This window comes from Tistrella mobilis (assembly GCF_041468085.1).
Lineage (GTDB): Bacteria > Pseudomonadota > Alphaproteobacteria > Tistrellales > Tistrellaceae > Tistrella > Tistrella mobilis_A.
The window spans coordinates 1,289,154-1,315,752 of the sequence record NZ_CP121017.1 but is presented as its reverse complement, the minus strand read 5'-3'; the positions used below and the strand labels follow the sequence as shown (position 1 = coordinate 1,315,752).

At 68.9% G+C, this 26,599-nt stretch carries 25 protein-coding genes; 10 read left to right on the top strand and 15 right to left on the bottom strand.

What is annotated here, in order from left to right; genetic code table 11:
* Nucleotides 1-199: 199 nt before the first annotated feature.
* A complete protein-coding gene (locus P7L68_RS11765) occupies nucleotides 200-874 on the bottom strand; it encodes a hypothetical protein (RefSeq protein WP_372005517.1) in 675 nt (224 codons plus the stop codon).
* Between the two features lie 198 nt (nucleotides 875-1,072).
* On the opposite strand from P7L68_RS11765, the gene P7L68_RS11760 reads away from it, so the two are divergent.
* The gene (locus P7L68_RS11760; protein WP_372005515.1) at nucleotides 1,073-1,990 is read left to right on the top strand and encodes an RNA polymerase factor sigma-32; all 918 of its coding nucleotides are present in this window, start codon (nucleotides 1,073-1,075) and stop codon (nucleotides 1,988-1,990) included.
* Nucleotides 1,991-2,065: 75 nt separating this feature from the next.
* Here the strand turns inward: P7L68_RS11760 and P7L68_RS11755 are convergent, their stop codons facing one another.
* The 6 genes from P7L68_RS11755 to petA form a co-directional block, all read right to left on the bottom strand.
* Entirely contained in the window at nucleotides 2,066-4,117 is a 2,052-nt protein-coding gene (locus P7L68_RS11755; protein ID WP_372006824.1) for a bifunctional aldolase/short-chain dehydrogenase, read from the bottom strand.
* A 49-nt stretch (nucleotides 4,118-4,166) separates the two neighbouring features.
* Nucleotides 4,167-5,267, bottom strand: a complete 1,101-nt coding sequence (gene mtnA, locus P7L68_RS11750; RefSeq protein WP_372005512.1) for an S-methyl-5-thioribose-1-phosphate isomerase — start codon at nucleotides 5,265-5,267, stop codon at nucleotides 4,167-4,169.
* Nucleotides 5,268-5,295: 28 nt separating this feature from the next.
* Nucleotides 5,296-6,216, bottom strand: coding sequence for an S-methyl-5'-thioadenosine phosphorylase (locus P7L68_RS11745; RefSeq protein WP_372005509.1), 921 nt, complete (start codon nucleotides 6,214-6,216; stop codon nucleotides 5,296-5,298).
* A gap of 287 nt (nucleotides 6,217-6,503) precedes the next feature.
* On the bottom strand, nucleotides 6,504-7,268 hold the full coding sequence (locus P7L68_RS11740) for a cytochrome c1 (protein WP_372005507.1): 765 nt from the start codon (nucleotides 7,266-7,268) through the stop codon (nucleotides 6,504-6,506).
* Nucleotides 7,268-8,497 carry a cytochrome bc complex cytochrome b subunit gene (locus P7L68_RS11735; protein WP_372005505.1) on the bottom strand — a complete coding sequence of 410 codons (1,230 nt, stop codon included), beginning with the start codon at nucleotides 8,495-8,497 and terminating at the stop codon, nucleotides 7,268-7,270. Before P7L68_RS11735 ends, P7L68_RS11740 begins: the two co-directional genes overlap by 1 nt.
* Before the next feature lie 27 nt (nucleotides 8,498-8,524).
* Nucleotides 8,525-9,070 (bottom strand): ubiquinol-cytochrome c reductase iron-sulfur subunit, encoded by a 546-nt coding sequence (petA, locus tag P7L68_RS11730; protein WP_372005503.1) that lies wholly within the window; start codon nucleotides 9,068-9,070, stop codon nucleotides 8,525-8,527.
* Between the two features lie 470 nt (nucleotides 9,071-9,540).
* Between petA and P7L68_RS11725 the strand changes: the two genes are divergently transcribed.
* On the top strand, nucleotides 9,541-10,065 hold the full coding sequence (locus tag P7L68_RS11725; protein ID WP_372005501.1) for a tRNA (cytidine(34)-2'-O)-methyltransferase: 525 nt from the start codon (nucleotides 9,541-9,543) through the stop codon (nucleotides 10,063-10,065).
* A complete protein-coding gene (hemF, locus tag P7L68_RS11720; RefSeq protein ID WP_372005498.1) occupies nucleotides 10,062-11,003 on the top strand; it encodes an oxygen-dependent coproporphyrinogen oxidase in 942 nt (313 codons plus the stop codon). Before P7L68_RS11725 ends, hemF begins: the two co-directional genes overlap by 4 nt.
* Nucleotides 11,004-11,020: 17 nt before the next feature.
* On the opposite strand, the gene P7L68_RS11715 is transcribed toward hemF, so the two are convergent.
* Nucleotides 11,021-12,244, bottom strand: a complete 1,224-nt coding sequence (locus tag P7L68_RS11715) for an MFS transporter (protein WP_372005496.1) — start codon at nucleotides 12,242-12,244, stop codon at nucleotides 11,021-11,023.
* Nucleotides 12,245-12,404: 160 nt separating this feature from the next.
* Here P7L68_RS11715 and P7L68_RS11710 point away from each other — a divergent pair, with 160 nt between their 5' ends.
* Nucleotides 12,405-13,352, top strand: coding sequence for a hypothetical protein (locus P7L68_RS11710; RefSeq protein ID WP_372005493.1), 948 nt, complete (start codon nucleotides 12,405-12,407; stop codon nucleotides 13,350-13,352).
* 1 nt (nucleotide 13,353) lies between these two features.
* Here P7L68_RS11710 and P7L68_RS11705 read toward each other — a convergent pair whose 3' ends face one another.
* The 7 genes from P7L68_RS11705 to P7L68_RS11675 form a co-directional block, all read right to left on the bottom strand.
* Nucleotides 13,354-14,715: a CCA tRNA nucleotidyltransferase gene (locus P7L68_RS11705; protein WP_372005491.1), complete on the bottom strand. Its 1,362-nt coding sequence runs from the start codon at nucleotides 14,713-14,715 to the stop codon at nucleotides 13,354-13,356.
* 51 nt (nucleotides 14,716-14,766) lie between these two features.
* The gene (locus P7L68_RS11700; RefSeq protein WP_372005488.1) at nucleotides 14,767-15,054 is read right to left on the bottom strand and encodes a DUF6111 family protein; all 288 of its coding nucleotides are present in this window, start codon (nucleotides 15,052-15,054) and stop codon (nucleotides 14,767-14,769) included.
* A 9-nt stretch (nucleotides 15,055-15,063) separates the two neighbouring features.
* Nucleotides 15,064-15,780 (bottom strand): CoA pyrophosphatase, encoded by a 717-nt coding sequence (locus P7L68_RS11695; RefSeq protein ID WP_372005485.1) that lies wholly within the window; start codon nucleotides 15,778-15,780, stop codon nucleotides 15,064-15,066.
* Nucleotides 15,777-16,427 carry a DUF1285 domain-containing protein gene (locus P7L68_RS11690; RefSeq protein ID WP_372005483.1) on the bottom strand — a complete coding sequence of 217 codons (651 nt, stop codon included), beginning with the start codon at nucleotides 16,425-16,427 and terminating at the stop codon, nucleotides 15,777-15,779. The genes P7L68_RS11695 and P7L68_RS11690 overlap by 4 nt, the downstream gene beginning before the upstream one ends.
* On the bottom strand, nucleotides 16,424-17,119 hold the full coding sequence (locus tag P7L68_RS11685) for an NUDIX domain-containing protein (protein WP_372005481.1): 696 nt from the start codon (nucleotides 17,117-17,119) through the stop codon (nucleotides 16,424-16,426). Before P7L68_RS11685 ends, P7L68_RS11690 begins: the two co-directional genes overlap by 4 nt.
* 92 nt (nucleotides 17,120-17,211) lie before the next feature.
* Nucleotides 17,212-18,894, bottom strand: a complete 1,683-nt coding sequence (locus P7L68_RS11680; RefSeq protein ID WP_372005479.1) for an isovaleryl-CoA dehydrogenase — start codon at nucleotides 18,892-18,894, stop codon at nucleotides 17,212-17,214.
* Nucleotides 18,895-18,952: 58 nt separating this feature from the next.
* On the bottom strand, nucleotides 18,953-19,645 hold the full coding sequence (locus tag P7L68_RS11675; protein ID WP_372005477.1) for a TetR/AcrR family transcriptional regulator: 693 nt from the start codon (nucleotides 19,643-19,645) through the stop codon (nucleotides 18,953-18,955).
* A gap of 339 nt (nucleotides 19,646-19,984) precedes the next feature.
* Here P7L68_RS11675 and P7L68_RS11670 point away from each other — a divergent pair, with 339 nt between their 5' ends.
* The 6 genes from P7L68_RS11670 to P7L68_RS11645 all read left to right on the top strand — a co-directional run bounded on the left by P7L68_RS11670 (nucleotide 19,985) and on the right by P7L68_RS11645 (nucleotide 26,525).
* On the top strand, nucleotides 19,985-20,302 hold the full coding sequence (locus P7L68_RS11670; RefSeq protein WP_062764570.1) for a hypothetical protein: 318 nt from the start codon (nucleotides 19,985-19,987) through the stop codon (nucleotides 20,300-20,302).
* A 95-nt stretch (nucleotides 20,303-20,397) separates the two neighbouring features.
* On the top strand, nucleotides 20,398-21,486 hold the full coding sequence (locus P7L68_RS11665) for a TOMM precursor leader peptide-binding protein (protein ID WP_372005475.1): 1,089 nt from the start codon (nucleotides 20,398-20,400) through the stop codon (nucleotides 21,484-21,486).
* A gap of 70 nt (nucleotides 21,487-21,556) precedes the next feature.
* Nucleotides 21,557-22,903: a YcaO-like family protein gene (locus tag P7L68_RS11660; RefSeq protein ID WP_372005472.1), complete on the top strand. Its 1,347-nt coding sequence runs from the start codon at nucleotides 21,557-21,559 to the stop codon at nucleotides 22,901-22,903.
* A 34-nt stretch (nucleotides 22,904-22,937) separates the two neighbouring features.
* Entirely contained in the window at nucleotides 22,938-23,747 is an 810-nt protein-coding gene (locus tag P7L68_RS11655; protein WP_372005470.1) for a SagB family peptide dehydrogenase, read from the top strand.
* A 1-nt stretch (nucleotide 23,748) separates the two neighbouring features.
* The gene (locus P7L68_RS11650; RefSeq protein ID WP_372005468.1) at nucleotides 23,749-26,058 is read left to right on the top strand and encodes a tetratricopeptide repeat protein; all 2,310 of its coding nucleotides are present in this window, start codon (nucleotides 23,749-23,751) and stop codon (nucleotides 26,056-26,058) included.
* Nucleotides 26,058-26,525 (top strand): papain-like cysteine protease family protein, encoded by a 468-nt coding sequence (locus tag P7L68_RS11645; protein ID WP_062764584.1) that lies wholly within the window; start codon nucleotides 26,058-26,060, stop codon nucleotides 26,523-26,525. The genes P7L68_RS11650 and P7L68_RS11645 overlap by 1 nt, the downstream gene beginning before the upstream one ends.
* The last annotated feature ends 74 nt before the right edge of the window (nucleotides 26,526-26,599 follow it).

Genomic DNA, 26,599 nt, shown 5'->3' with positions numbered 1-26,599 from the left:
TTGCGACCGATGGCATGGCGTGGCATCTGGTCGCTCGCGGCGCAGCGTCGGGGTTTATGCTGCGCTGCAAAATCCTCAGCCATATATGCGGCATCGGACCCGGAAGGTCAAGGGCGGTTTTTGCATTGCACAAAAATGGCGGCGCGATGACGGTCACAGGCGACCGCACTTTTCGGTTGCGTTGAAATCGCGCAGATCGTCATCCCGCCGCGGGGGTATCGGCGGCCGGTGATCCCGCCGGACCTGCCCCCGATTCCGGCCGGAAACCGCGGCGGCCACCAGCCATGCGCCCGGCCATGCGCGACCAGCGCCCGGCCCGGTCGAGCAGGCGATCCAGCGTCTTCATGGTCTTCGCCCGGTCGTCGCTGTCGTCCTTCAGCCAGGCACGCAGCGTGGCGAGGTAGATCGCCGCCAGCCCCTGGCGGCGGGCCAGCCCGGCGATGCCGCGGGATTCAAGCCCCGCCGCCGCGGCAAGCCAGCCCATGCTGCGCTGCAGGCGCATCCCCTGACCGCAGATCAGATCCAGCGCCGGGATACCGCGATCGGACCGGTCGGCCAGACGCTGCATCACCGCACGATGGGGCTCCAGCGCATCCAGCCGGGCCATGATCAGCGCCATCAGACGGTCCTTCACCGGCTGGGCTGCGAAATCTTCGGGCTCATCTTCGGCTTCGGCGAGCATCGCGCGGTCGATGCGCCGGGAGAAGGCGTCCAGGATTTCGGAAACGGAGCCGACATGCCCCGCAAGTTCGGACAGCGACATCCCCGCCTCTTCGGCGATGCCGGCCAGCGTCAGCCCGTCCCAGCCGTCGATGGCGGCACGGGCGAGGGCTGCGTCGATGATCCGGGTCTCGGCGTCCTTGATCTCGGGCACGGGGCGTCCTCCTGGGTTGATGGACGAGGGCGGAACTGCCTCTGTTCAAACATAGTTGATGAGGCGGTCCATACCAGATCGAAAGCCTGTGAGAAATTCGGACCATTCCGGTGCGGATTGGCGTTCCCACCGGACACGGGATATGGAATCCTGTATATTCACGGTGTTGCGAAGGCCATGAGAGTCTGGAGGGACGTCATGATCGACCGGCTGACCAGAAATGTCCGTGCCGCGGGGCGCAGCCAGGATCGCGGCGACACCCGGTATTTTTCGGCCGTGCAGCGTCAGCCCCTGCTGACCCGCGAGGAAGAGGCCGATCTGGCGATGCGGGTGAAGGCCGGCGACCGGGATGCCGCCGATATTCTGGTCCGCAGCCATCTGCGCCTGGTGATCAAGGTCGCCTCGCGCTACCGCAATTACGGCCTGCCGATGAACGAACTGGTGCAGGAAGGCTCCATCGGGCTGATGCAGGCGGTGGAGCGCTTCGATCCCGAGCGCGGCGTCCGGCTGGCCACCTATGCCATGTGGTGGATCAAGGCGGCGATCCAGGACTATATCCTGCGGTCCTGGTCGATGGTGCGCATCGGTACCACCGCTGCCCAGAAGGCGCTGTTCTTCAACCTCCGCAAGCTGAAGGCGCGGCTGCGCCGCAGCGACGAAAGCCGCGCCTCGGAAAGCCTGGATCCCACCGATGTCGGCCAGATCGCCACGACACTGGGCGTGCGCGACCGCGATGTGCGGATGATGGAGATGCGGCTGTCCGGCGGCGACCAGTCGCTGAACGCGCCGATGTCGGCCGACAGCGGCGATGAATGGCTGGACCAGCTGGCCGATGACAAGCCCGACCAGGAGGAACAGCTGGTCGAGAGTGATCTCGCCTCGTTCCGCAAGCGCATCGTCCGCGGTGCGCTGGGGGCGCTGAACGCCCGCGAGCGGCTGATCATCACCCGCCGTCACCTGGCCGAGGCCTCGGCGACACTGGATGCGCTGGGCTCGGAACTCGGCATCTCGAAAGAGCGGGTGCGCCAGATCGAAAGCCGGGCGATGCGCAAACTCGCCGATCTGGTCGAACCCCAGCTGCGCAAGGCGCTGGGCCGCTCCGGCAGCCCGGCCTGATACGGCCCGGTCTGGTCCGCGTTTAAGAAGAGGGGGCAGCCGCCCCCTCTTCTGTTTTGTGTCGCGATTACCCGATTATCTCAGCGCCGCAGCGATATTGCCGCCGTCGACCGTGGTGACGGAGCCGGTGGTCTTCGACGCCAAAGCCAGATCGACGAAGGCCTGGGCGACATCGGCCGCGGTCACCTCGCGCCCCAGCAGGTTGCCGCCCATGTAATCCGCCTCGCTGAGCCCGCGCGCCTTCGAGCGCGCGGCCACCATCTCGTCGGTCAACAGCCCCGACCGCACCCGGTCGGCATTGACCGCATTGGAGCGGATGCCGTCGCGGCCATGATCGAGCGCGTATTGCCGCGACAGGAACAGCGTCGCCGCCTTGGGCAGGCCGTAGGGGCCGAAATCGGGGCCAGGATTGACCGCCTGTTTCGAGGCATTGAACAGCAGCTGGCCACCGAAGCCCTGGGCCTTCATCACCTTCACCGCCGCCTGGGCGGCACGCTGATGGCCGTAGAAATTCAGCTCGAAGCTCTGCCGCAGCACCGCCTCGTCGACCTCGCCGATCCGGCCCTGCCAGGCGGCACCGGCATTGCTGACCAGAATGTCGAGTCCGCCGAAGCGCGCCACCACCGCCTCGATCGCGGCGGTGACCGAGGCCGGGTCGGTCACGTCGCAGGCGATGCCGATACCGCCCAGCGGCCTCGCCACCTGGACCGCCGCCTCCTGGTTCAGGTCCAGCACCGCCACCTCGGCACCGGCCGCGGCAAAAGCCCGGGCGGTGGCGGCACCGATCCCCCCTGCCCCGCCGGTAACGGCGACGACCCGGCGCTGCAGCGGTTTCTCGCCGCCCTTGCCCAGCTTCGCCTGTTCCAGCGACCAGTATTCCACATCGAAAAGATCGGCTTCGGAAATGCTCTCGAAGCGGCCGATGCCCTCGGCACCGGTGATCACCTCGATCGCGGCCTCGTAGACGTCGGCGGCGATTCGCGCCTCCTTCGACGATTTGCCGAGGGCAAAGATGCCGAGCCCCTTCACCGCCACGATCCGCGGCATCGGATCCAGTTCGGTCTTGATGCCGCCGAGCCGCGCATTGTTGCGGGCGAAATAGGCGTGATAGGCCTCGACATAGCGGCCGAGCGCCGCCTCCGCCGCAGCCTTGAAGCCGGCGATATCATCCGCCCGCGGAGCCGGCAGGATCAGCGGCGCCGGCTTGGTGCGGATCACATGATCCGGCGTGGCAACCCCCGAATTGGCGATCCGGTCCAGATCCGCGGCGTTCACGAACGCCATCACCGCCGGTCCGTCGCGATGCTCCAGAACGAAGGGCCGGCGCCCGCCCTCGGCGGCGGGGTCGGCCAGTGCCGTCAGGCCGCGCAGCACCGGCGCCACCATGGCCACCGGCGCCAGCCCCGCGGGGACGGCCGCCTGGACGAGCGTCCGCCGGCCACGGGCCAGCCGCTCTTCCGCCATCGACACGAAGTCGATCATCAGCTCATAGGCCGTGCGGCCGTCATCATCGAAGCTGAAGATGCCATGTTTCAGCAGCACCATGCCCCTCACGCCCGGCGTCTCGCGCACGATCCGCGCTGCTGTCTTGGCCAGCAGAAAGCCCGGCATGATGTAGGGGATATAGGCGACCCGGTCGCCATACAGCTCGCGAACGATCGCCTCGCCATCCGGCTGGTCGGTCAGCGACAGCACCGCATTGGCATGGGTGTGGTCGATGAATTTCTGCGGCAGGAAGGCATGGAGCAGGGTCTCGACCGACGGGTTGGGCGCGGTCGAGTCCAGCAGGTTCAGCCGCTGGACATTGACCATATCCTCGTCGGTCAGCGCCTCCAGCCGTTCCAGCCGGCGCAGCGGCTCCAGCCGCACCGCCGGCAGGCCCGCGGGTTCGATCACCCCCATATCCCAGCCGCTGCCCTTCACGCACAGCACGTCCAGCTGATCGCCCAGGATATCGGTCAGCCGCGTCTTGACCGAGGTGTTGCCGCCGCCATGCAGCACCAGCCGCGGATCCGAGCCGAGCAGCCGCGTGGTATAGACCCTGAGCGCCAGATCCTCGTTCACACCCCGATCGACATAGCGGGCGACCATGGCGGCCGCATCGGCATCGGACCAGCGGTTCTGCATCGTCTTCACCTCAGCTTCAATTCGCGGGCAGGCCGGGGCAGGTGCGCGGTCACTCGGCCGCGGCACGCTCGGGATAAAGGCCGCGCAGCCCCTCGGCCGAAGCGGCACAGACGCCGCGTTCGGTGATCAGCCCGGTGACCAGGCGCCCCGGGGTCACGTCGAAGGCGGGGTTGGCGGCGGGGCTGTCCTCGATCACCGTCACATCGGCGATGCCGCCATCGGGCAGCCGCCCGCGCACCACCGTCACCTCGGTGGCCGAGCGCTCCTCGATCGGAATGTCGCGCACGCCGTCGGCAATCCGCCAGTCGATGGTCGGATAGGGCAGCGCCACATAGAACGGCACGCCGTTGTCATGGGCGGCCAGCGCCTTCAGATAGGTGCCGATCTTATTGCAGACATCGCCGTTGGCCGCGACCCGGTCGGTGCCGACGATGCACATGTCGACCCGGCCATGCTGCATCAGATGACCACCGGCATTGTCGGCAATCACCGTGTGCGGCACGCCGGCCCAGCGCATCTCCCAGGCGGTCAGATAGGCGCCCTGGCTGCGAGGACGGGTCTCGTCGACCCAGACATGCACGGGAATGCCCCGGGCATGGGCCAGGAAGATGCCGGCCAGCGCCGTGCCCCAGCCCACCGTCGCCAGGAAACCGGCATTGCAATGGGTCAGGATCTCCACCGGCCGGCTGCGGCCGATCGCCTCGTAACGGGCCTCGATCAGCCGGAAGGCGTTCTCGCCGATCGCCCGGTTGATCGCCACATCTTCGTCAGAGATCTCCCGCGCCCGGGCATAGGCCGCATCGGCCCGCGCCGCTTCCGGCAGCGGTGCCACCCGTTCGCGCAGATCATCCAGCGCCCAGCGCAGGTTGATCGCGGTCGGCCGGGTCGCGAACAGCCGGTCATAGGCGGTGGCGATCATGGCATCCGACGGGTCTTCCGCCAGCGCGAGCGCCATACCATAGGCGCCGACGGCGCCGATCAGCGGCGCGCCGCGGACCAGCATGTCGCGGATGGCGGTTTCCGCGTCGGCAAGGCTGGTCAGCCGGACATCCACGGTCTCGAAGGGCAGCCGGGTCTGGTCCAGGATGCCGACGGTCCGCCCGTCGGCTTCCAGCCAGACGGTGCGGTGGGTGAAACGGCTCTCGTCCATGGGGCGGGGCTCCGGATCTGTAGGCGGATCAGGCGCCGAGCACGCGGCCGGCGACGGCGTCGAGCCGGGCGAGCAGCTCGGGATCGCGCTTCTCGGGTGCGGTGATCAGGGCATGATCGAGTGCCGTGTGGCAGCCGGCATGGCAGGGCTCGCGGCGGTCGGCCAGCGCGGGCGCCACCTCCTTCACCAGGGCGCGGGCATGATCGGCATTGCCCAGCAGCACCTTCACCACCTGCTCCACCGTCACCTTGTCGTGCTCGGGGTGCCAGCAGTCGAAATCGGTCACCATGGCGACCGTCGCGTAACACAGCTCCGCCTCGCGGGCGAGCTTGGCTTCGGGCATGTTGGTCATGCCAATCACGCTCGCCCCCCAGCTGCGGTAGAGCTTCGATTCCGCCAGCGTCGAGAATTGCGGGCCTTCCATGGCGATATACGTGCCGCCGCGGCGGATATCGAGGCCGAGCCGCCGGCCTGCCGCTTCCACCGCATCGCCCAGACGCCGGCAGACCGGATGGGCCATGGAGACATGGGCAACGCAGCCCCTGGTGAAGAAGCTCTTCTCGCGCGCGAAGGTGCGGTCGATGAAATCGTCGACGATCACGAAGGTGCCGGGCGGCAGATCTTCCTTCAGCGAGCCGACCGCCGACACCGACAGGATCTCGGTCACACCCGCCCGCTTCATCGCGTCGACATTGGCGCGATAGTTCAGGTCCGACGGCGCGTGGACATGGCCGCGGCCGTGGCGCGGCAGGAAGACCAGCTGCACATCGCCCAGCCGGCCGAACATCAGCTCATCCGAAGGCGCCCCGAAAGGCGAGGAGATCCGCCGCCAGCCGATATCGGTCAGGCCCGGAATGTCGTAGACGCCGCTGCCACCGATGATGCCGATCACCGGGCGGCCGTCGCTGCCCAATCCGATGCCTGCGCCCGCTGCACTGGTCGATGCCATGCCCGTCACCCCTCGTCTGGTTCGTCTCGTCATCCGGCCCCCGGTTCCATCTGTGGGGCCCTGCTCTTCCCGGCTGCTCGCATTCTGCGTGGTTCGGCGGGAATTTTCTACCCTGCGTTAAGCGCCCGCCATCAGGTTCCCGCGACGCGGCGCCCTTTCCTGCACATCCCGAGCGGCACACCCTGGCCGAGCCGTGGCCGGAATGCAACAACCCCAAACGCAACAGGGGCCGCCCCTCTGCAAAAGGGCGACCCCCGTTTCGATCCGGACGGATCAGCCAGGCTGCATCAATGGATGCGGGCCCAGATCCGCCGCTTGGCGACATAGAAGACGATGGTGAGCGCGATCAGGAACAGGATCACCTTGATACCCGTCTGCTTGCGCTCCTCCATCTTCGGCTCGGCAAGCCAGGTCAGGAAGACGGAGACATCATGCGCCATCTGCTCGACGGTTGCAGGCGTGCCGTCGCCATAAGGCACCACATCGGCGGCGAGCGGCGGCGGCATGCCGATCTGATGGCCGGCGAAATAGGCGTTGTAGTACATGCCCGGCCGCACCTCGACCCCTGCCGGCGGCTCGGTATAGCCGGTCATCAGGGCGTAGATGTAGCTCTCGCCGCCCAGATGAGCCTTCGCCATCAGCGAGAGATCCGGCGGATAGGCACCACCATTGGAGGCGCGGGCCTGCTTCTCGTTGGCATAGGGGCTGGGCCAGCGATCCGAGGCGACGGCCGGGCGCATGAACATGTCGCCATTGTCGTCCGGGCCGTCCTGGACCTGCTTCTTCGCCGCGATCGCCTTGATCTCGTCCTCGTTGTAGCCGAGGTCGGCGAGGTTGCGGAACGCCAGATACTTGGCCGAATGGCAGGCCGAGCAGACCTGTTCGAAGACCTGGAAGCCGCGCTGCGCCGCCGCGCGGTCATAGGTGCCGAACGGACCCTGATGGCTGAACGAGACCTCGGGCAGTTCGACCGCCTCGGCGGCGATCGCGGTGGCCTGGACGCCCATCAGGGCGCCGAGGCCGGCGAGGGTGCTGATGAGGAGCTTACGCATCACGCCTTCTCCATCGCGCGGTCACCGAGCACGGCAGAGGCGATGCTCTCGGGCAGCGGCCGTGGCCGTTCGAACCAGCCCAGCAGCGGCAGCAGCACCAGGAAGTGCAGGAAGTACCAGACCGTGGCGATCTGGCCGATGATCACGGCCACGCCTTCGGCCGGCTGACCACCCGCCCAGCCGAGCGCCAGGATGTCGACCAGCAGAAGCAGGTAGAACACCTTGAACACCGGGCGGAACTTCGCACTGCGGACGCGCGAGGTGTCCAGCCAGGGCAGCAGGAACAGCACGAAGATCGCGGCAAACATCAGCAGCACGCCGCCGAGCTTGCTCGGAACCGCACGCAGGATCGCGTAGAACGGCAGGAAGTACCATTCCGGCACGATATGCGCCGGCGTCACCAGCGGGTTGGCCTGGAGGTAGTTGTCCGGCTCGCCGAAGAAATTCGGCGCAAAGAACAGGAAGACGGAGAAGAAGATCAGGAACACACCCAGCCCGAACAGATCCTTGATCGTGTAATACGGGTGGAAGGGAATGACGTCCTTCTTGGTCTTCTTGTCGATGCCCAGCGGGTTGTTCGAGCCGTGCGTGTGCAGCGCCGCCAGATGCAGGACCACCACGCCGACGATCACGAAGGGCAGCAGGTAATGCAGGCTGAAGAAGCGGTTCAGCGTGGGGTTGTCGACCGAGAAGCCGCCCCAGAGCCAGGTCACGATGCTCTCACCCACCAATGGTATGGCCGAGAACAGGTTGGTGATCACGGTGGCGCCCCAGAAGCTCATCTGACCCCAAGGCAGCACATAACCCATGAAGGCGGTCGCCATCATGAGCAGCAGGATGATCACGCCCAGCCACCACAGGATCTCACGCGGGGCCTTGTACGAGCCGTAATAGAGGCCGCGGAAGATGTGGATGTAGACGACGATGAAGAACATCGACGCGCCGTTGGCATGCGCATAGCGCAGCAACCAGCCGAAATTCACGTCGCGCATGATGCGCTCGACGCTGTCGAAGGCGAGCGAGGTATGCGGCGTGTAGGCCATGGCCAGCACGATGCCGGTCACGATCTGCAGGACCAGCGCGATGCCCGCCAGCGAACCGAAGTTCCACCAGTAATTCAGATTCCGCGGCGCCGGGTACTCGATCAAGTGTTCCCGCGCGAAGGAGATGATCGGCAAACGGTGGTCGATCCAGTTCGACACACGGCTGCCGGTCGAGGGACTGCTCATCGCCTAACCCCAACCTTGTTCTTGGTTTTACCCGATGCGGATGGTGTTGTCGTCCAGGAACGCATATTCCGGGACGGCGAGGTTCGCAGGTGCCGGCCCCTTGCGGATGCGGCCCGACGTGTCGTAATGCGAACCATGGCACGGGCAGAACCAGCCGTCGTAATCGCCCTGGTAGCCCAGCGGAACGCAACCCAGATGGGTGCAGATGCCGACGACCACCAGCCATTCCGGCTTTTCGACGCGATCCGCATCGGGCTGCGGATCGGGCAGGTCGGCCACATTGACCGCCCGGGCCTCCTCGATCTCCTTCCCGGTCCGGTGACGGATGAACACCGGCTTGCCACGCCAGGTGATGGTCACCGCCTGACCGGCCTCGATCTGGGAGATGTTCACTTCAGTGGACGACAACGCCAGAACGTCCGCCGCCGGATTCATGCTGTCGATCAGCGGCCAGGCCAGTGCCGCGGCACCCACCGCAGCGCCGCCGCCCGCCAGCAGCATCAGGAAGTCGCGGCGCGTGGCATCGTCACCATGGTCGTGGTGGCCGTCGCCGGATGGCACCGTGTTCGCCATTTCGCAAACCTTTCGTCGCTCTCACACCTTATCGGGCGTAAAGCCTCGGTCTCGCCTGCGGTCGCACGGGATCCGGCCGAACACCGCTCACTCCGTCCCCGCCGTTTCCCCGTTCCCGGGGATCCGCCGATATACACGGATACTGTCCGCGGCACCCGGACTGGTGGATGCGTCAGGTTGTCGCACCACCATAGGGTGGCCTTGCGAAGCCCCGACGTCGTTCCTTTTCCTCCCGTCGATCACGGCCACTCGTCCAACGCCCGAAGCGAGGCACCACCTCTTGCCCGAACGGGTGGATTACTGCCGTGTCGCAAAGGGGTATACCGAAAAAACGCCCTCTTTGCAAAGGATGCCCCCCTGGGCATGTTACAGACGCTCAGACGGTCCGTCGCCCGTCATCGGTGTTCCGCCCTGATATTTTTCCGCCGACCGCGGCAAGAGAGACACGTCTCCTTCACCCGGAGCCCGCCATGCGCCTCGCCCTGTACGAACCGGACATCCCCGGAAATGCCGGAACCTGCATAAGGTTATGCGCGTGCCTGGGGATCGGTATCGACATCATCGAGCCCTGCGGCTTCATCCTGTCGGACGCCCGCATGAAGCGGGCGGGCATGGACTATGCCCTGCGTGCGACGATCCGTCGCCATGCCGACTGGGCGGATTTCGTCGCGACACGGGCGACAGAGGCACCGGAAAGCCGCCTGGTGCTGGCCACGACCCGCGGTGCCCTGCCGTACACGGCATTCGCTTTCCGGCCCGACGACGTGCTGCTGATGGGCAGCGAGAGCGCCGGCGTGCCCGATGCGGTGCACGACGCGGCCGATGCCCGGGTGCGGATCCTGATGGTACCGGGGATGCGATCGCTGAATGTCGCCGTCGCCGCATCCATGATATTGGGAGAGGCTCTGCGCCAGACCGGCGGCTTTCCTGCACCGTCCGCCCCCTCCCAGCCTCCCCTCTCCCAGCCAGTCCTCCCCGAGGAGACCAGCCGATGAGTTTCGACGCCCGCGCCGTGCTCGACGCCCGCGCCCGCACCAGCCCGCCGGAAGATCCCGAAATCGCGGCCGAACGCCGCACGGCGGCATCGGGCTGGTTCCGCGAGCTGCGCGACCGGCTCTGCGCGGCGTTCGAGGCGATCGAGGACGACTATGCCGGGCCGATGAACCCGGATCTGCCCCCCGGGCGCTTCGAACGCACGGTCTGGGAGCGGCCGGGCGGCGGCGGCGGCGAGATGTCGGTGATGCGCGGCCGGGTGTTCGAGAAGGTGGGCGTGAACATATCGGTCGTCCACGGCAGCTTCTCGCCGGAATTCGCGAAGCAGATCCCCGGTGCCGACCGCGATCCGGCCCCCGGCGGCGCCGATGGTGCCGGTGCGCAGTTCTGGGCCGCAGGCGTGTCGCTGGTCGCCCATATGTGGTCACCTCACGTTCCGGCAGCCCATATGAACACCCGCCATATCCGCACCACGCTCGGCTGGTTCGGCGGCGGCGGCGACCTGAACCCGATCACCCCGCACGCCCCCGATACCGCACATTTCCACGGCGCCTTCAAGGCTGCCTGCGACGCCCATGATCCGGCCTATTACCCGCGCTTCAAGGCATGGTGCGACGACTATTTCTTCCTGCCCCATCGCGGTGAGACCCGCGGGGTGGGCGGCATCTTCTACGACTATCTGGACAGCGGCGACTGGTCCCGCGACTTCGCCTTCACCCGCGATGTCGGGCTTGCCTTCCTGGATGCCTTCCCCGCCATCATCCGCACACATATGAACCGGCCCTGGACCGAGGCCGAGCGCGAGCACCAGCTGATCCGCCGCGGCCGCTATGCCGAATTCAACCTGCTCTACGACCGCGGCACCCAGTTCGGTCTGAAGACCGGCGGCAACACCGAGGCGATTCTGATGTCCATGCCGCCGCATGCGAAGTGGCCCTGAGCCGCGGGGCCGTCGACTCAGCTTTCAGCCCCGCGCCTGACCGCCCAGACCGCCAGCACGACCAGCGCGGCGGCGCCCGCCACCATCGGCAGACCGTGCATCGACAGCATTTCGGTGGCGAGCCCGGCGGCGGCCGGCCCGGCGAAGCCGCCCAGCGTGTAGCAGAAGGCGATCGCGGTCATGGCAGCGCTCATCCGCATCTCATCGACCCGGGCGCCCGCCTCGATCACCGCCAGCGTGTTCAGCCCGCCGACCGCGCCCCCCCACAGGAAGGCGATCAGCCAGGGCAGGACGGCATCATCGGCCAGCGGCAGCAGGATGGCCCCCAGGATGACGGCGGTCGCCGCCAGCGCCTGGGCCCGGTCGAAGCCCAGCCGGTCAGCAATGGCGCCGAGCGGGATCTGCAGAATGGTGCCGCCGGCGCCGAAGGCCGTGGCAAAGAGCGGCGCCGCCACCGCCCCCATGCCGGCCGCCGCCGCATAAAGCGGCAGAAAGGCAATGGAGGCCGTCTCTGCCACACCGCAGGCGAAGGCTGCGGTCAGTGCCACCGGCAGCAGCCGCACCAGCCCCCAGCGCGATCGCCGGCCGGCGCCGTCGCGCACCGGGGCCACACCCGGTCGGCCGTCGAAGCCCAGCCGTTTCAGCACCGCCAGCGGCGGGATCGCCGCCACCATCACCGCCGCCGCCGCCAGGAAAGGCAGGCTGCCCTGATGCCCCGTCAGCGCCACCAGCCCGGGGCCGAGTGCGATGCCAAGCCCCATCAGGGTTTCATGGGTGCCGATGGCACGGCCGCGGATCGCCTCTGGCGCGATGCGCACGATCCAGGTGTCGCAGGCGATCCAGCGCAGGATCAGCCCGATGCCGGCAAGTGCGTTCAACCCCGCCAGGGCGATCGGATCTTCCACCACCGCCATGCCGGCAAGCGCCGCGATGCCCACGATCAGCGCCAGCGCCACCGTTCCCGCCAGCCCCAGCCGGGCGATGATCGCCGGCACGAAGCGCGAGACCAGCAGGATCATCGCCCAGGGGGCTGCCGCCACCAGGCCGATGGTGCCGGCATCGACGCCGCGCCCGTCGAGCATAAGCGCCAGCAACGGCGCAGTCGCCCCGATCTGGACGATCTGTGCCAGCCCTGACAGCAGGTTGACCGCCACGAGCCCGGCCATGACCCTGGGCTGCTTGCGATCATCGTCGCGGGACACGGCCGCCGGCCGGTCGGAATTGGTCGAAGAGGCGGTCATCGGGGAGAGACCTCGGAGGGCGTGGTTCGGGGGGAGACGATCCTGCAGCTGAAACGATTATCACGGCATGGTCGTCAACTTATAATTATGATTCTCATTGGCGTTCTATTATAGATAGATGAATTCGCACCCCGGATCCACGACCGAAATGGTTCGTCCCATGATCCCCTCATCCCCCGCCGACGAGGCCGCCCCGGAAACATCCGCCGGGACGGACCTGCGAGACGACGCCCTCGACACGCTGCGCAACTGGATGGTCAGCGGCCTCGGCTGTGTCGCCGGCCGCCGCGAGTTCCTCCGCAACCGCTACTACATCGCCCCGGTCGCGACCCCCGACGACGTGCGCCGCGCCTTCACGGGTTTCGTGGAAGCCCTGGAGGCGCGCCGCACGGTCGCCGGGCTGTTCGTGGCCACCCGCCCCGATGGCGGCATTCTGCCGCCGGAGCCGGTCGCCACCGCCATCCGGCGCATGGCGGATCTGATGTCGGTGCTGACCAGCCGCCCGCCCGAGGCGCTGGTCGATGGCGGCCAGCTGAACCGTGCGATCGAGCTGACCTGCCCGGTCACCAACCGGCGGCTGCTCTTCGACGATTTCGATGCCGTGGCCTTCTGCCCGGCCGCCGCAGACCCGGCCGACCCGCTCTACGATCCGATGATGGCGGCTCCGGTGGTCTGCGCGAACCTCAACTCCGACGTTTATGCCTTTTCGATGTTCACCCGCGATCTCTGCCTGCAGGCGCATGACTGCGAGGTGTTCGAGATCACGGATCATCGCACCCGCCGCGCCCTGTTCACCCGGGCTTCGGAACTCTGGCAGCGCTTCGCCGAGCGCACCGTGCGGAACTACATCTCGATCACCGACACCGGGCTCTGCCCCACCTTCCTGGATACCGATCGTCAGCACTGGTATGCCAGCCACCAGGATCCCGCCTTCGCCGAAATGCGCAAGGAGCTGTATCGCCACGACATGCCGGTGCTCTATACCGGCCGCATCCTGCGGCGCTGGATCGCCTGGTTCGAGGGCGGCGAGGCGGCGGAGGAGGCACATTTCGAACCCTCGGCTCTCACCCCCGCCGGCTGCCCCGTGCACGGCGCCGGCAGCGCCTGAATCAGCTGCCCCCGCTCGTGCTGCCCCCGGTCGTGCCGCCGCCGGGCGGCACGAAGCGGCGCCGCGCCTCGGCAAGGCAGGCGCCACGATCGGGGGCGAAGCCTTCGTCCAGCCACCAGGCTTCGATCTCCGACAGCGCCTGCCCCAGCCCGGGCCCCGGTTTCAGGCCAAGCGCGATCAGATCGGCACCGCCCAGGGGCAGATGCGGCTGGCTCCAGCCCGACAGCGCCTCGATCGCGGTGCGGAACCCGGCCTCGTCGGCAGCATCGAGCACACCCCGTGCCCGGCCGCGCGCCCAGCCGGCAAACAGCCGGTCACGGATGGTGGTGCTGCCCTCGCGATAGGCCTGGACCCGCACCGTCAGCGGGCCGGGCGGCCGGATCGGCAGGCGGAGGCTCGCCTCGGCCAGAGCCCCCACCCGGGCCGCCAGCTGGTTGGACGGCTTCAGCCGCTCGATCCGCCGGCGCCAGTGGTCGATGGCCTCAAGGGCCGGGCCGCAGGTGGCCGCCAGCACCGCCAGCCGGCGTGCGGCATCGGTCATGTCCAGCGCCTCTTCGATCGCGACCAGCGCATCGAAGGGGCCCGTATCGACGATGCCGCCCAGCACCTGGTCGAGCACGCCCAGATCGGCCATCAGCAGCAGGATACCGTCACCGCCGGCGACGCGCGGGCCGCCCAGGATGCGCAGAAACTCCTCGCGGATCCGCTCGCCCGACAGCGCCTGGATGCGCTCGGCGAATTCCCGGCAGGCATCGATCGCTGCATGATCGGGTTCGCCGCGACCCAGCCGCGCCTGAAAGCGGAAGAAGCGCAGAATGCGCAGGATGTCTTCCAGGATCCGCCGCCGGGCATCGCCGATGAACCGCACCCGCCCGGCCGCCAGATCCGACAGCCCGTCGAAGGGGTCGTAGAGCCGGCCGGCAAGGTCCAGCGACATGGCATTGACGGTGAAGTCGCGGCGTCGGGCATCCTCAGCCCAGTCGCGGCTGAAGGCCACCACCGCCCGCCGCCCGTCGGTGGCGACGTCGCGGCGCAGCGTCGTCACCTCCACCGGAAGACGATCGGCGATCAGCGTAACGGTGCCGTGCTCGATGCCGGTCGGCACCGCCTTGATCCCGGCGGCGGCGGCAGCGGCCATCACCGCCGGCGGTTCCAGCGTCGTCGCAACGTCGATGTCGCCGATGGGGTCGCCCGAGATCAGGTCGCGGACGGCGCCGCCCACGAAGCGCGCTTCGCCGCCGGCAGCCGCCAGGGCCGCGAACACCCGGCGTACGGGTGTCGCCGCCATTTCGGGCGGCAGCACGACATCGGTTCGGACGGGATCGGTGCGCGCGGGCAAGAAGGGTTCAGGGGCGTCGGCCATGATGCGGGGGTCACGCTGGAACGGGGGACGAAAAAAGTATGAGGGACACGGTCAGTCCTGCCCGTCATGGCCAGCCTGCCCGTAATGGCCCGGCACGATCCGGCCGTCTTCCACCCTGGGTGGAACGTAAACGCCCGGGTCGGGCCTGGGGCCGACTGCATGTCCTATCAGGAACAATGCCGCCCCCAGCACCATCACTGCAAGCCCGGTGACCCATATGGGGGGCGCATCCGGCCGGCTGCCCCGCTGCCGCTCCACCCGACCGGCCCAGATCGCCCAGAGGGCATAGGCAAGGAACGGCGCCAGGAAGGGCAACACATAGGTCAGCAGGATGCGCATGGCCCTGCCCTAGCCCGCCGCCGCGGGCGTACGGGCGCCCGGGGCCGCGAAATCGGCCAGCCTCGGGCCGGCCATGCGCACACCTTCGCCGTCCGGGTCCTTCAGGGACAGGCCCGCATCCAGCACCCGGGTCAGATTGACCAACATGCCGGCGGTGGCCCCCCAGATGTAATACCGTCCGAAGGGAAAGGCGTACCAGTGACGCACCACCCCGCCGCGCTCCAGCGAATGGCGCTTGCGGTTGCGCGGATCCATGAAGAAGGCGAGCGGCACCTCGAAGACGTCGGCGACCTCGAAAGGATCGGGGATCACCTCGAAGGGCGGCGTCACCAGACCCACGATGGGCACGACATGGAAGCCGGTGATGGTCTCGTAAGTGTCCAGCCTGCCGATGATCCGGATATGGTCGCGGGTGACGCCGATCTCCTCCTGCGTCTCGCGGAGCGCGGTGTCGACCGCATCGATGTCACCCTCGTCCACCCGGCCGCCGGGGAAGGCGACCTGACCGGCATGGGCGTGCAGATGCTGGGTGCGCTGGGTCAGCAGCACGGTCAGCCCGCCCGCGCGTTCCACCAGCGGGACGAGCACGGCTGCCGGCCGCTTGGCGCCGCCATGGCGGGAGCCGGGGTTGAGCACGTAATCGCCGTTCACCGCCGGCATCGCCGGGTCGATGCCGGCCGCATTGGGCTCGTTGAACAGGGCGGCGATATCGGCACCGGTGGTCATGACCGGCCTCCGGCACGACGCGGCTGAGCCGTCAGTTCGATATCGGGGGAGCCCAGATAATGGATCAGACCGGCACTTTTCACCGCCAGCAATTCCTCTCCGGTTTCAGGCGAAATAGCCAGATCGGCTATGTTGACCAGCTCGTAATAGACGGAACGGCTAAGCAGCGCCTCCAGCCCGCGCCCGACCGCCAGATAGGGGGCGGGGTCGCCGCTTTCGGGGCGCGGGCGCAGCACCAGCGGGTGGTCGGCGTCCAGCGGCACCTCGGCATCGACATTGGTGCGGAAGATGATCCGGGCGTCGTCGCCCTCGCCCTCGATGCGCATGGCGGTCACGATATAGGCGGCGTCCTCGACCTGGATCCGGCATTTCTCCACCGGGGTCTCCAGCCAGTAGTCGCCGTCCTGGTCGCGGTGGAGCACGGTCGAGAACAGCTTGACCAGCGGCATCCGCCCGATCGGCGTACCCTGGTAGAACCAGGTGCCGTCGCGGGCGATGCGCATATCGATATCGCCGCAGAAGAACGGCCCCCGGCGCTGTTCCGCCGGCCGGGCCCCCTGGGCGGGATTGCCCAGCCCCAGCCGGCCGGCGAGATCGGCCCCGCCCCTGTCGGCCCCATCCTTCCCGGTTCTGTCCGCGCTGGTCATGCCTCCTCCTCCTCGGTCTTGCGATCGCTCAGCCACCGGGCCCTCAGCGCCGCGCCGTGGCGGGCCAGCCAGCCCAGGGCCACGATGGTGGTCGCATTGTTCAGCCGGCCGCCATCCAGCAGAGCCACCGCCGCCTCGCGCGGCAGGGCGAAGATGCGGATGTCCTCATGCTCTTCGGCAAGGCCGCCGGTTGCACCGCGGTGCTCGGCCCGCACCTCGCCGACATAAAGATGCAACCATTCGTCGCAGGCGCCGGGCGAGGGCTGATAAGTCGATATGGCTTCGATCCGGCCAAGCTCAAGCCCGGCCTCTTCCACCGCCTCGCGCCGGGCCACCGCTTCGGGGGTCTCTCCGGGCTCGATGATGCCGGCGACGATCTCGACCATCCAGGGGCTGGCGTCTTCGGGGCCATAGAGCCCGCCGGGGCGGAACTGTTCGATCAGCACCACCTCGTCGCGCACGGGATCATAGGGGAGCACCGCGGCCGCCGTTCCGCGTTCGAAGATCTCGCGGGTGAAGGGCGCGCTCCAGCCGCCGGCCAGAAGCCGGTGGCGGAGCGTCAGCCGCACCATGCGGAAATAGCCCTGATGGACCACCTCGCGCCCCAGGATCTCGACATCCTCGCGGCCGTAAGAGGCGGCGGCGGGATCAGGCTCGGGAACACCGCGGACGGCGGGTCGGTCGGCAGGCATGGCGCTCTCCGGTCGGGACGGCGGGGGTGTATGACGTGTCGATGACGCCATTCTGACCCCGGCCGTGCCGCCGGTCGAGTGGGCTTCGTGTGTCAGGCCGCCACAGCCGCACGCTCGACGATGCCGGCGGCATCGACGCCCGGCGCCAGCGTGCCGTAGAGCCCGCCGTGATCGCCGGCAAGGCGGCTGGCGAACCAGGCCTCGGCAAGGCTCTGGGGCGCGCGCTCCATCAGCTCGGCACCGGCAAGCGCCACCGCCAGGTCACCGACCAGCCGGCGGGCCCGGAACTCCATCTCGTCATTGGAGCCGAGCGCGCGGAGCGTCGCGTCCAGATGGGCGTCGTAACGGCTGTCCTGGCCGCGCGACCGGGTCAGATGCGCCACCAGCGCCTCGCGCGCCGTCGGCTCACGCCCCAGGGCGCGCAGCACGTCCAGCGCGATGACATTGCCCGAGCCTTCCCAGATCGCGTTGACCGGCACCTCGCGGTAGAGCCTGGGCAGGCCGCTTTCCTCGACATAGCCGTTGCCACCCAGGCATTCCATCGCCTCGTAGGTGAAGCCCGGGGCGCGCTTGCACACCCAGTATTTCACGATCGCCGTGGCGATGCGCGCGAAGGCGGCTTCCTGCGGCTCGCTCGCCCGCGCTTCGAAGGCCTGGGAAAGGCGCATCACCATGCGCATGGCGGCTTCCTGTTCCAGCGCCAGATCGGCCAGCACATTGACCATCGCCGGCTGATCGACCAGCCGCTTGCCGAAGGCCTGGCGGTGACGGGCGTGGTGAATGGCCTGGGTCAGCGCCTGACGCATCAGCCCGGCAGAGCCCAGCGCACAGTCCAGCCGGGTGTGATGGACCATCTCGATGATCGTGCGGACACCGCGGCCTTCGGGGCCGACCCGCACCGCCCAGGCGCCGCGGGTCTCAATCTCGGACGAGGCGTTGGACCGGTTGCCGAGCTTGTCTTTGAGCCGCTGGAGATGGACCGCATTGCGGCTGCCGTCCGGCCGTCGGCGCGGCAGCAGGAAGCAGGTCAGACCGGCCTCGGTCTGGGCCAGCGTCAGGAAGGCATCGGACATCGGCGCCGAACAGAACCATTTGTGGCCGGTGATCTCGTAGACATCCTGGCCGTCCTCGTGGCCGACACGGACGGCATGGCTGGTATTGGCGCGGACATCGGACCCGCCCTGCTTCTCGGTCATCGCCATGCCGAGGGTCAGGCCCCGCTTCTCCGACGCCGGCAGCGGCCGCGGGTCGTAATCGCGCGACAGAACGCCCGGCATCCAGCTGCGGGCAACCGCGGGCTCGGCTTCCAGTGCCGGGGCGACCGCGAACGTCATGGTCAGCGGGCACATGGTGCCGGCTTCGGCCTGGCAATGCAGATAGACCAGGGCGGAGCGCGCCACCATGGCGCCGGGCCGCCGCTCGTTCCAGGCAAAGGCATGCACCCCCGCCCCGACCCCCTCGGCCATGATCGCGTGATAGGAGGGATGGAAGCGGACCTCGTCGATCCGGTTGCCATAGCGGTCATGGGTGACCAGCTCGGGCGTGTGCCGGTTGGCGTCGAAGCCCAGCGCCATCAGCGGCCCGCCGGTCTTTGCGCCGTAATCCGAGAGGTGCTCGAAGGCCCAGCCGCTGCCGAAACCGTCCACCGCCTCGACCAGGGCACGGTCGCCGGTGAACAGATTGGCCTCCAGCGGCGGGGCCTGGTTGAAGACCGCATGGGTGGCACCGGGAAGCGGCCGGGGTGAACCGGCGGCCTTGAGGCTCTGATCGGTCATGGGGGATCTCCGGGGAAGATGAGGGGTGATGGCCGACCGTTGGTCCGGCTGGACGGGATCAGCTGCGGCCCACGGCTTCGGCCGCACGACGTGCGATGCGGAGCGTGTCGACGGTGACGTCGGGGCGACCGGTCAGGCCGCGGCGGCAGAAGCCGACGATCTCGGCGATGATCGTCACATCGGCCTCGGTCAGCACGCCATGGCCGGGATCGACGATCCGCGCCCGCGCCAGCGGCCCGACCAGGGCCTCGCTGACCACGCCGACCATGGCCGCGGCCGCGAGTTCCGGCGGCTGGGGGGCAAGGTCGCCTTCGGCAAGCCCGGTCGCCACCGCCTCGGCATAGAGCGCGGTATAACGCCGGCGCGCCGCCAGCCGTTCGGTATCGACCAGCGGATCGACCGGCTCGGCCAGAAGTGCATAGGCCAGTGCCCGGCCGGCAAGCGCACGGGCAGCAAAGGTTGCGACCGCATTGGCGATCCGGCGGTCCGCCGGTCCCTGGCCGCGGATGGCATCCGCCACCGCCTTCAGTTCGTGGGTGGAGGCCCGGCGGAACAGCTCGGCGCAGAGCTCGGCCTTGGAGGTGAAATGGCGATAGACCGTGCCGACCGCCACCTCGGCATCCTCGGCAACCGCGCTGACCGACAGGCCGGAAAAGCCGGCGCGGCGCAGAATGGCGAAGCCGGCGCTGCACAGCTTTTCCCGCGTCCCGATCATCGGGACCACGCCGGCCGCTGCCGTCGACCTTGCCATGTCTGCCTCCTGCTGGCCGTGCCGATGCGGCGGCCCACGATGTGAATCCGGATTCACATCGAGCCACAGCCCGGCAGAGGATGCAAGCGGCATCACCGCGGGTCGGGCGATCTCGTCCGTCGTTTACCGCTTCGTGACACGATCCGCACAACCTGCCCATACTGGTGCGAGCCGCAGCGAGCGCGGCTATAGGCTGCTACAACCAAAGCCAAGGATTGGAACGCAGAATTGCCGCTTTTTGAGTCGATTTGAATCTTTTGCCTGTAGTGTGTTGATGATCATATTTATCTACGGTTTAATATCCCATGCGGCCTCGCATGCGACAAAAGGAGAGCACTTATGACGAACTTCGCCAAGGATTATGCCGATTTCGGCACGCCCATCACCTCGCTCGGGGGCGATAACGGCAAGCTGACCAGCGCTGCCTCGCAGCTGCTGGAAGGCGATCTGGTCGCGCTCGCCTGGGGCAACCACACCACCCGCACCGAGGCGCTGGCGGTGCGCGACGTGCAGTCGATCGAAGAGGCCTTCCGCGCCCACCCCTTCCACGGCAGCCATGACACGGCAACCGTGGGTGCCGGCTGCTGCTGCACCTGCACCCCCGCCTGCTGCTGCACGGCCGGCGCGGTGGTCGACACGGTCGCCGACGCCGCCTGACCGGCCCACGACCCGTCCCGGATACTGGTCGTCCCGGACGCCGACGGCCCGCCAGGCCTCCACCCCCCGCACGCCCGAGCCCCGAGGTAACATCGATGAATGACGGCAACCTGCTGATCCGGCTTCTACCGTTCCAACTGGCCGAGACCGCAGCCGGCACGCTTATCCGCAGGGGTGCCCTTCGCCTGATGCTCGACGGCGACGGTATCGCGGAGATCGTGGCCCGGCTGCAGGAGGTCGCGTCGGATGCATTCTGCAGCCGGCACGACCTCCTCGCCCTTTTCCCGCCGATCGACCGGCCGCGGGTCGATGCGCTGCTGCGCGAACTAGCGATCCGCCGCCTGGCGGAGCTGCGCGGCCCGGGCGCCCCCACCGATGCCGCCCCGCGCCACGAGGACAGCGAGGATGTGTTCTTCTGGCAGCTGGGCATGACCCGCGACCAGATCCGCAGCGCGACCGGCGGCCGGATCGCACTGGTGGGTGTGAACGCCCTCAGCCTGGCGCTGCTCGACCATCTCGGCCGCTATGGCACCTGGCAGGCGGTGCTGATCGACGACGTGCCGCTGCGCAACCATGCGCTGTACGAGCGCGGCCTGCCCGCGGGGCTGACCATCGTGGATGCCGCAGAGGCCGACGAGGCGGTGGGCGCCGCCAACATCGTGGTCGCCTGCGCCGAATTCGGCGGGCTTGGCCTGCTGAAGCCCTGGAATGCCCTGGCCGCCGCCGAAAACCGCCCCTTCCTGCCGGTGATCGTCGAGGATCTGACCGCGCGCCTCGGCCCCCTGTCGATCCCCGACGAGACCGCCTGCCTGGAATGCCTGGATGCCCGGCAGAATTCCCATCTGAAGGGCCGCCCGTCGGACCGCCGCCTGATGGAAGAGATCCTGGCCCGGGGACAGGACGTGTCCGGCACCCATCCGGCGCTGATCGCCATGGCGGCACCGCTCGCCGCCTTCGAACTGCTGCGCTTCGCCGCCGACCTGCTGCCCCGCCGGGTGGGCAAGCTGATCGAACTCAACCTGATGGGATCGAGCATGGTGGCGAGCCGGGTGCTGAAGGCCCCGCGCTGCCCGGTCTGCAGCCCGATGAAACACGCCGGCAAGCTGGCGCTTGAAAAGGTGGTGCTGAACCCTGAGCGCTGGGCCGAGGTGGAAGCGATGGGAGGTCCCGATGGCCCGCGTTGAGAACCTGGACCGCGTAGACGGCCTGGACCGCGTCAGGCACCAGGGCCACGTGGAAACGAGGGTGGAGGCCATGCCCCTGCGCCGCGGCATCCGCACCCGCCGGCCGCTGGGCGCCCTGCCCGATATCGTGCCCCTGCTCTACGACCCCAAGGTCGGCATTCTGGGCGAGATCCGCGAGCATGACCGCGAGGCCGGTTCTCCCGAATATTTCCGCTACGTCACCACGGCCGGCGACACCACCGCCTTTTCCGGCCATCAGAATTTCTCGATCGGCGGCGGCGGCTCCACCTCGCGCGGGATCGCGCTGGCCAAGGCGATCGGCGAGGCCATCGAACGCTATGCCGCCGCGGTCTATGACCGCCGCGACTACCCGATGGTGCCCTATGACGCGGCACCGTTCGACTGCGTCGCGCCCCAGGATTTCGCCCTGTTCGATACGGCCCAGTTCGACGATCCGGACTTCACCTACCAGCCCTTCAACGGCCGGTCGGACGTGCGCTGGATGCCGGCGAAAAGCCTGGTCTCGGGCCGGATCCGCCATGTGCCGGCCTGTTTCGTGCACCTGCCCTATCTGTTTCCGCGCAACGGCGACGAATGGCCGCTGGCCCAGTCCATCTCGACCGGCCTTGCCTGCCATGGCAGCTTCGCCCAGGCGGCGCTCGGCGGGATCTGCGAGGTGGTGGAGCGGGACTGTTTCTCCATCACCTGGCAGGCCATGGTCTCGCGCGAGAGGATCCGCCCGGAAAGCCTGGCCCCGGCCCATCGCGACGCCATCCGGCGCTTCGTGGCGGTAGGCTACGACGTCCATATGATGAATATCAGCCACGACAACCGCATCCCCACGATCATGACCGTGCTCCGCGGCCGGCGTGCGGGCAATGCGCCGCTGGCCGTCGCCGCCGCGACCGACCTGTCGCCCCTGGTCGCCGCCACCAAATCGCTGGAAGAACTGGCCCATACCGAACGCTATGTCCGCCAGCTGATGGGAGAGCTGGGGCGGATCGAGATCGAGCCCGGGCATCGCAACGTCTACAGCCAGGTCAGCCATGTGAATTTCTGGATCAGCCCGGACCGGGCGCGGCATGCGGATTTCCTCCATGCCTCACCGCGGGAAATCGATCTGGCCGACCTGCCGGACCGCACCACCGGCGATCCGGCAGGCGACCTGGATGCCGTGGTCACGGCCATCGCCGGCACCGGCCATGACGTGCTGATCGCCGATCTGGCCACCCCCGATGTCGCGGCGCTGGGCTTCCACGTGGTGCGCGCGCTCGTGCCCGGCTACCACCCGCTTTACATGGGCTATCGCCTGCGGGCGCTGGGCGGGCGGCGGTTGTGGACCGTGCCCCAGGCGCTGGGCCATCCGGGCATCGACCGGTCGACCGGCGACAACCCCATGCCCCATCCCTTCCCCTGACGGCCACCCGGCCCCCGATCGCGGAGCACCCCCCATGAAAGCTGATGGCCCGAGCTGGGACGACCTCGTCTGGGGCGAGGCGGAGACCGACCTGCTGTGGGAGACCTTTCACGAGAACAGCAAATCCTCGGGCTATGACGACGCCCTGCCCAACCAGGTGGTCGTGGACTGGATGACCCGGCTGAAAAACGCGCTGGTCTATGACAGTGCCGATGCCGTGCCCCTGCCCGGGCCGGAGCGGTTTCCGCCCTTCACCCGCGGCCTGGGCGAGGCGATCGCCCGCCGCCACACCCCGCGCGGCCTGGTGCCGACCCCGATGGCGCTGGAGACGCTGGCCTCGCTGCTGCACCACGCCTATGGCATCAACCGCTGGAACGAGGGCACCCATTTCCCGCGGCCGTTCCGCAATGTACCGTCGGGCGGCGGGCTGTTCCCGCTGGAGCTGTATGTCCACGACCGCGGCCTGGTCGACGGCCTGCAGCCCGGGCTGCACCATTACGATCCGGAAACGAACCGCCTGCGCCGGATCATGGATGGCGACATGACCGAGGCCTTCGCCCCCTGCCTGTATCAGCCCGAGATCATCCGCGGTGCCACGGTCACCATCTTCCAGACCGCCCTGTTCCGGCGCAGCACCTTCAAATATCGCGACCGCGGCTATCGCTTCACCCTGATCGAGGCGGGCCATGTGGCCCAGAACCTGAATCTGGTCGCGACCGCGCTGGAGCTGGGGGTGTGGAATATCGGCGGCTTCCAGGACCGCAGGATCGATCGCCTGCTGGGCATCGACGGCGTCAACCACGCCACGGTCTATATGCATGCGATCGGGCGGGAGGCCGTCTGACGTGGACAGCCATCGCCCCCCCGCCTCGGCACAGTCCGGCCCGATGCCGCCCGCCCCCGCGCCGCACCCGGCCTTCGTGGTGGTCTGCGAAACCGATGCCGATCTCTGCCGTCTGGCTGGCCGGCTGGCCGGCGCCGGGCCGCTGCTGGTGGCGGATCTGAGCCTGGGCAGCTGGCGGGGGCACTGGCTGGCCCGCGAGCTGGGGCGGCAGCTGGGGCTGGATCTTCCGGGCGATCAGGGCCCCGTCCCCGGAGAGGCTGCCGGAGGCCCGCCGGCCGAGAGGGTGGTGGCCGCACTGATCGACCGCGAGACCATGGGTGACGCCACCGTGCTCGCCGCCCATCATGCCGCGGTGGCGATCGCCGACGCTGCGCGCCGGCAGGGGGTGGGGGCGATCCTGATCGCCGGGCCGGCGGCGGATCACGGCTGGATGGCCGAAGATCTGTGGCTGCTGCGGCTGCTGAACCGGTTGAGCGAACTGACCGTGGCGGTGGCGGTCCCCGCCGAAGGCCCGGTTTCTGCCGACGAACTTGCGCCGGCCGAACTGCCGATCGCGGTGATCGCGGCCGTGGGCCCGGTCGCCCCGACGGTGGCGCAGCCGGCGGATCCCGATTGCCCCGGTCTCATCTGGCCGGGTCTTATCCGGCCGGAGGATCTGCCCGATGCGGCACCGGGCAGCAACTGGCCGGTGCTGCCCGCCATCGCCGGCCTGGCCGGGGCGGCGCTGATCCTGCCCGGCGCGCGGGCAGCGGCGGCAGCCGGATGCACCGAGGTGCCGGCGAACCCGCCACTCTGGCAACGCGCCCGCACCGAGGCCCTGAAGCCGGTTGCGGACCGGCGGCCCGAGATCCTGTCGGCCGGCGCCGCGGCGGCTTTTGCCGAGGGCGGCTGGCGACAGTCGCTGCGGCTGATCGAGGCGGCACTGCCCGCCACCGCGGATGCCGAAACCCGGGGCGCACTGGAAGCGCAGGCCCAGGCCATGCGGATCGCGGTGATGGATTTCGCCGGCGCCGCCGACCGGCCCGATCCCGAGCCGGGCCTGTCGGCGCCGCTTCGCCGCGAGCTTGCCACCGCCAAGGCCTGGGGGCTGGTGATGACCGGCCGGCCGGCCGAGGCCGACCGGTTGTTCGGCGAGGCCCGCGCCCTGGCCACGCCGGCCGACCGCGACCCGATGTGGCTGTATCTGCTGAACATTTCGGCGCTGGCGAAGCTGCGCACCGGCCGGATCGACGATGCCTTCGCCTTCGAGCACCAGATCGAGGCCCGGCTGCGCGGCTTCGACCCGCCGGACTGGCATCTCGGCTATATCAACGCCATCAACCTGGCCCGGCTGCACCGCCAGGCCGGCCAGATCCCCGAGGCGCGGGCCTGTTACGAGCGCGCCTTCGCGATCACGCTGGGCCTGCGTTCGGAAAGCGACCAGCTTTATCTGGCGGTCTGCCAGGCCGGGCTGGAACAGGCCGAGGGGCGGATTGCCGAAGCCCTGATCACCACCCTGCGCGCGGCCCTGCACTGGCTGTCTATGACCGTGCCCGAAGCCCTGGCCCCCCGGGTGGCCCGCGCGATGGGGGCGGTTCCGGGCGGCGAACTGGTTGCCCGGGTCGACGATCATCTGCTGGGCCGGTTGACCGCGCTGCTGGAGATGATCGGACCGCCCTTCGACGACCTGGCCCGCAACCCGGCGGAGGACGGCCCGAGATGGCGGCGGGCGGAGGGGATCGCCTCCGGGTGCACCGCCTGGGGCGGCCCCGGCTGGGGGGTGCTGATCCGCCCGCGCCCTGTGGAAGAGGACCAGCCCGGGCGGGCAGAGGCGGGGCGCGACGGCGGCCGGTTGGGGGCGCTTACCGCGCGGATCCTGTCCCGGCTGAGCCCGGCGCCGATGGCGCCGGCCGATGCCTGCATCCTGGTCGATGGCGGCTTCGGCACCGATATGCCGGTGCGGCTGCCCGAGCTGATCGGCCTGGCCCTGCGCCAGGGCTGCGCCCGGCTGCGCTTCCGCGACCGGGATCTGGTGCTGACGGCGGCACAGGCGGCGGATCTGCTCGACCGCTGCCGGATCGGGCCGGGGCCGGGGATCGATGCCATCGACCGCGCGGCCGACGGCCGGCTGGCGGTGCGGTTCCGGCGGGTGCGGCCGCAGCTGGTGGTGGCGGCGGACGACCCGGCCGCCATGGCCCTGACCGCGACCGATGGCCTGGTCTTCGCCGATCTGCAGGCGCGGACCGGGCTGGACCGGCCGGTGCTGCTGGCGGCGGTGCGCCGGCTGGAGGCCTGCGGCGCGCTGGCGGTTTCGATGCCGGACGGGATCTGATGACCCCGCCCCGGAGCTGTCATCTGGCCTTCCGGCTGGAGCCGCAGATCGCGCCCTGCCTGTGCTGGGCGGCGCTGGGCAGTGCCCTTGCCGCCCATTACGGCCTGGAGGATGCGCCGGGGCAGCGGGATCTGGTGATCCGGATCTTCGGCCGGTTCGATCCGAAACCGGCCCCGGCCGAGGCGGTGCTTCAGGCGCTGGGCCTGCTGAAGACGCGGATCGACCGGCCGCTGACGACAGAGGAAATCCGGGCCGAGATCACCGCCGGCCGGGTGATCGCGGCCGAGATCGCGCTGGGGTTCGGCGGCGCCCATCTGGTGGCGATTTCCGGCATCGCCGCGGATGACCGGGTGCAGGTAGACGACCCCCGCAGCGGCCGGAGCCTGATGCCGCTGGCCGAGCTGGTGGCCGACCCCGGCGGCTGGTGGTCGTGGCGGCGCAGCTTCCTGACCGGTCCGCCGGGTTGATCGCGGCCCCGGCCGGGTGCGGTTCAGGCCTGCGAGGCGATGCAGATCAGCAGCACCCAGAAGAACACGAACCA

Coding starts and splice junctions, on each gene's coding strand:
- P7L68_RS11655 (WP_372005470.1), top strand. CDS start 22,938: ATGAAAGCTGATGGCCCGAGCTGGGACGACCTCGTCTGGGGCGAGGCG.
- P7L68_RS11755 (WP_372006824.1), bottom strand. CDS start 4,117: ATGCAGAACCGCTGGTCCGATGCCGATGCGGCCGCCATGGTCGCCCGC.
- P7L68_RS11680 (WP_372005479.1), bottom strand. CDS start 18,894: ATGACCGATCAGAGCCTCAAGGCCGCCGGTTCACCCCGGCCGCTTCCC.
- P7L68_RS11695 (WP_372005485.1), bottom strand. CDS start 15,780: ATGACCACCGGTGCCGATATCGCCGCCCTGTTCAACGAGCCCAATGCG.
- hemF (WP_372005498.1), top strand. CDS start 10,062: ATGAGTTTCGACGCCCGCGCCGTGCTCGACGCCCGCGCCCGCACCAGC.
- P7L68_RS11760 (WP_372005515.1), top strand. CDS start 1,073: ATGATCGACCGGCTGACCAGAAATGTCCGTGCCGCGGGGCGCAGCCAG.
- P7L68_RS11690 (WP_372005483.1), bottom strand. CDS start 16,427: ATGACCAGCGCGGACAGAACCGGGAAGGATGGGGCCGACAGGGGCGGG.
- P7L68_RS11710 (WP_372005493.1), top strand. CDS start 12,405: ATGATCCCCTCATCCCCCGCCGACGAGGCCGCCCCGGAAACATCCGCC.
- P7L68_RS11705 (WP_372005491.1), bottom strand. CDS start 14,715: ATGGCCGACGCCCCTGAACCCTTCTTGCCCGCGCGCACCGATCCCGTC.
- P7L68_RS11660 (WP_372005472.1), top strand. CDS start 21,557: ATGCCCCTGCGCCGCGGCATCCGCACCCGCCGGCCGCTGGGCGCCCTG.
- P7L68_RS11740 (WP_372005507.1), bottom strand. CDS start 7,268: ATGCGTAAGCTCCTCATCAGCACCCTCGCCGGCCTCGGCGCCCTGATG.
- mtnA (WP_372005512.1), bottom strand. CDS start 5,267: ATGGACGAGAGCCGTTTCACCCACCGCACCGTCTGGCTGGAAGCCGAC.
- P7L68_RS11700 (WP_372005488.1), bottom strand. CDS start 15,054: ATGCGCATCCTGCTGACCTATGTGTTGCCCTTCCTGGCGCCGTTCCTT.
- P7L68_RS11675 (WP_372005477.1), bottom strand. CDS start 19,645: ATGGCAAGGTCGACGGCAGCGGCCGGCGTGGTCCCGATGATCGGGACG.
- P7L68_RS11665 (WP_372005475.1), top strand. CDS start 20,398: ATGAATGACGGCAACCTGCTGATCCGGCTTCTACCGTTCCAACTGGCC.
- P7L68_RS11645 (WP_062764584.1), top strand. CDS start 26,058: ATGACCCCGCCCCGGAGCTGTCATCTGGCCTTCCGGCTGGAGCCGCAG.
- P7L68_RS11685 (WP_372005481.1), bottom strand. CDS start 17,119: ATGCCTGCCGACCGACCCGCCGTCCGCGGTGTTCCCGAGCCTGATCCC.
- P7L68_RS11745 (WP_372005509.1), bottom strand. CDS start 6,216: ATGGCATCGACCAGTGCAGCGGGCGCAGGCATCGGATTGGGCAGCGAC.
- P7L68_RS11670 (WP_062764570.1), top strand. CDS start 19,985: ATGACGAACTTCGCCAAGGATTATGCCGATTTCGGCACGCCCATCACC.
- P7L68_RS11715 (WP_372005496.1), bottom strand. CDS start 12,244: ATGACCGCCTCTTCGACCAATTCCGACCGGCCGGCGGCCGTGTCCCGC.
- petA (WP_372005503.1), bottom strand. CDS start 9,070: ATGGCGAACACGGTGCCATCCGGCGACGGCCACCACGACCATGGTGAC.
- P7L68_RS11735 (WP_372005505.1), bottom strand. CDS start 8,497: ATGAGCAGTCCCTCGACCGGCAGCCGTGTGTCGAACTGGATCGACCAC.
- P7L68_RS11725 (WP_372005501.1), top strand. CDS start 9,541: ATGCGCCTCGCCCTGTACGAACCGGACATCCCCGGAAATGCCGGAACC.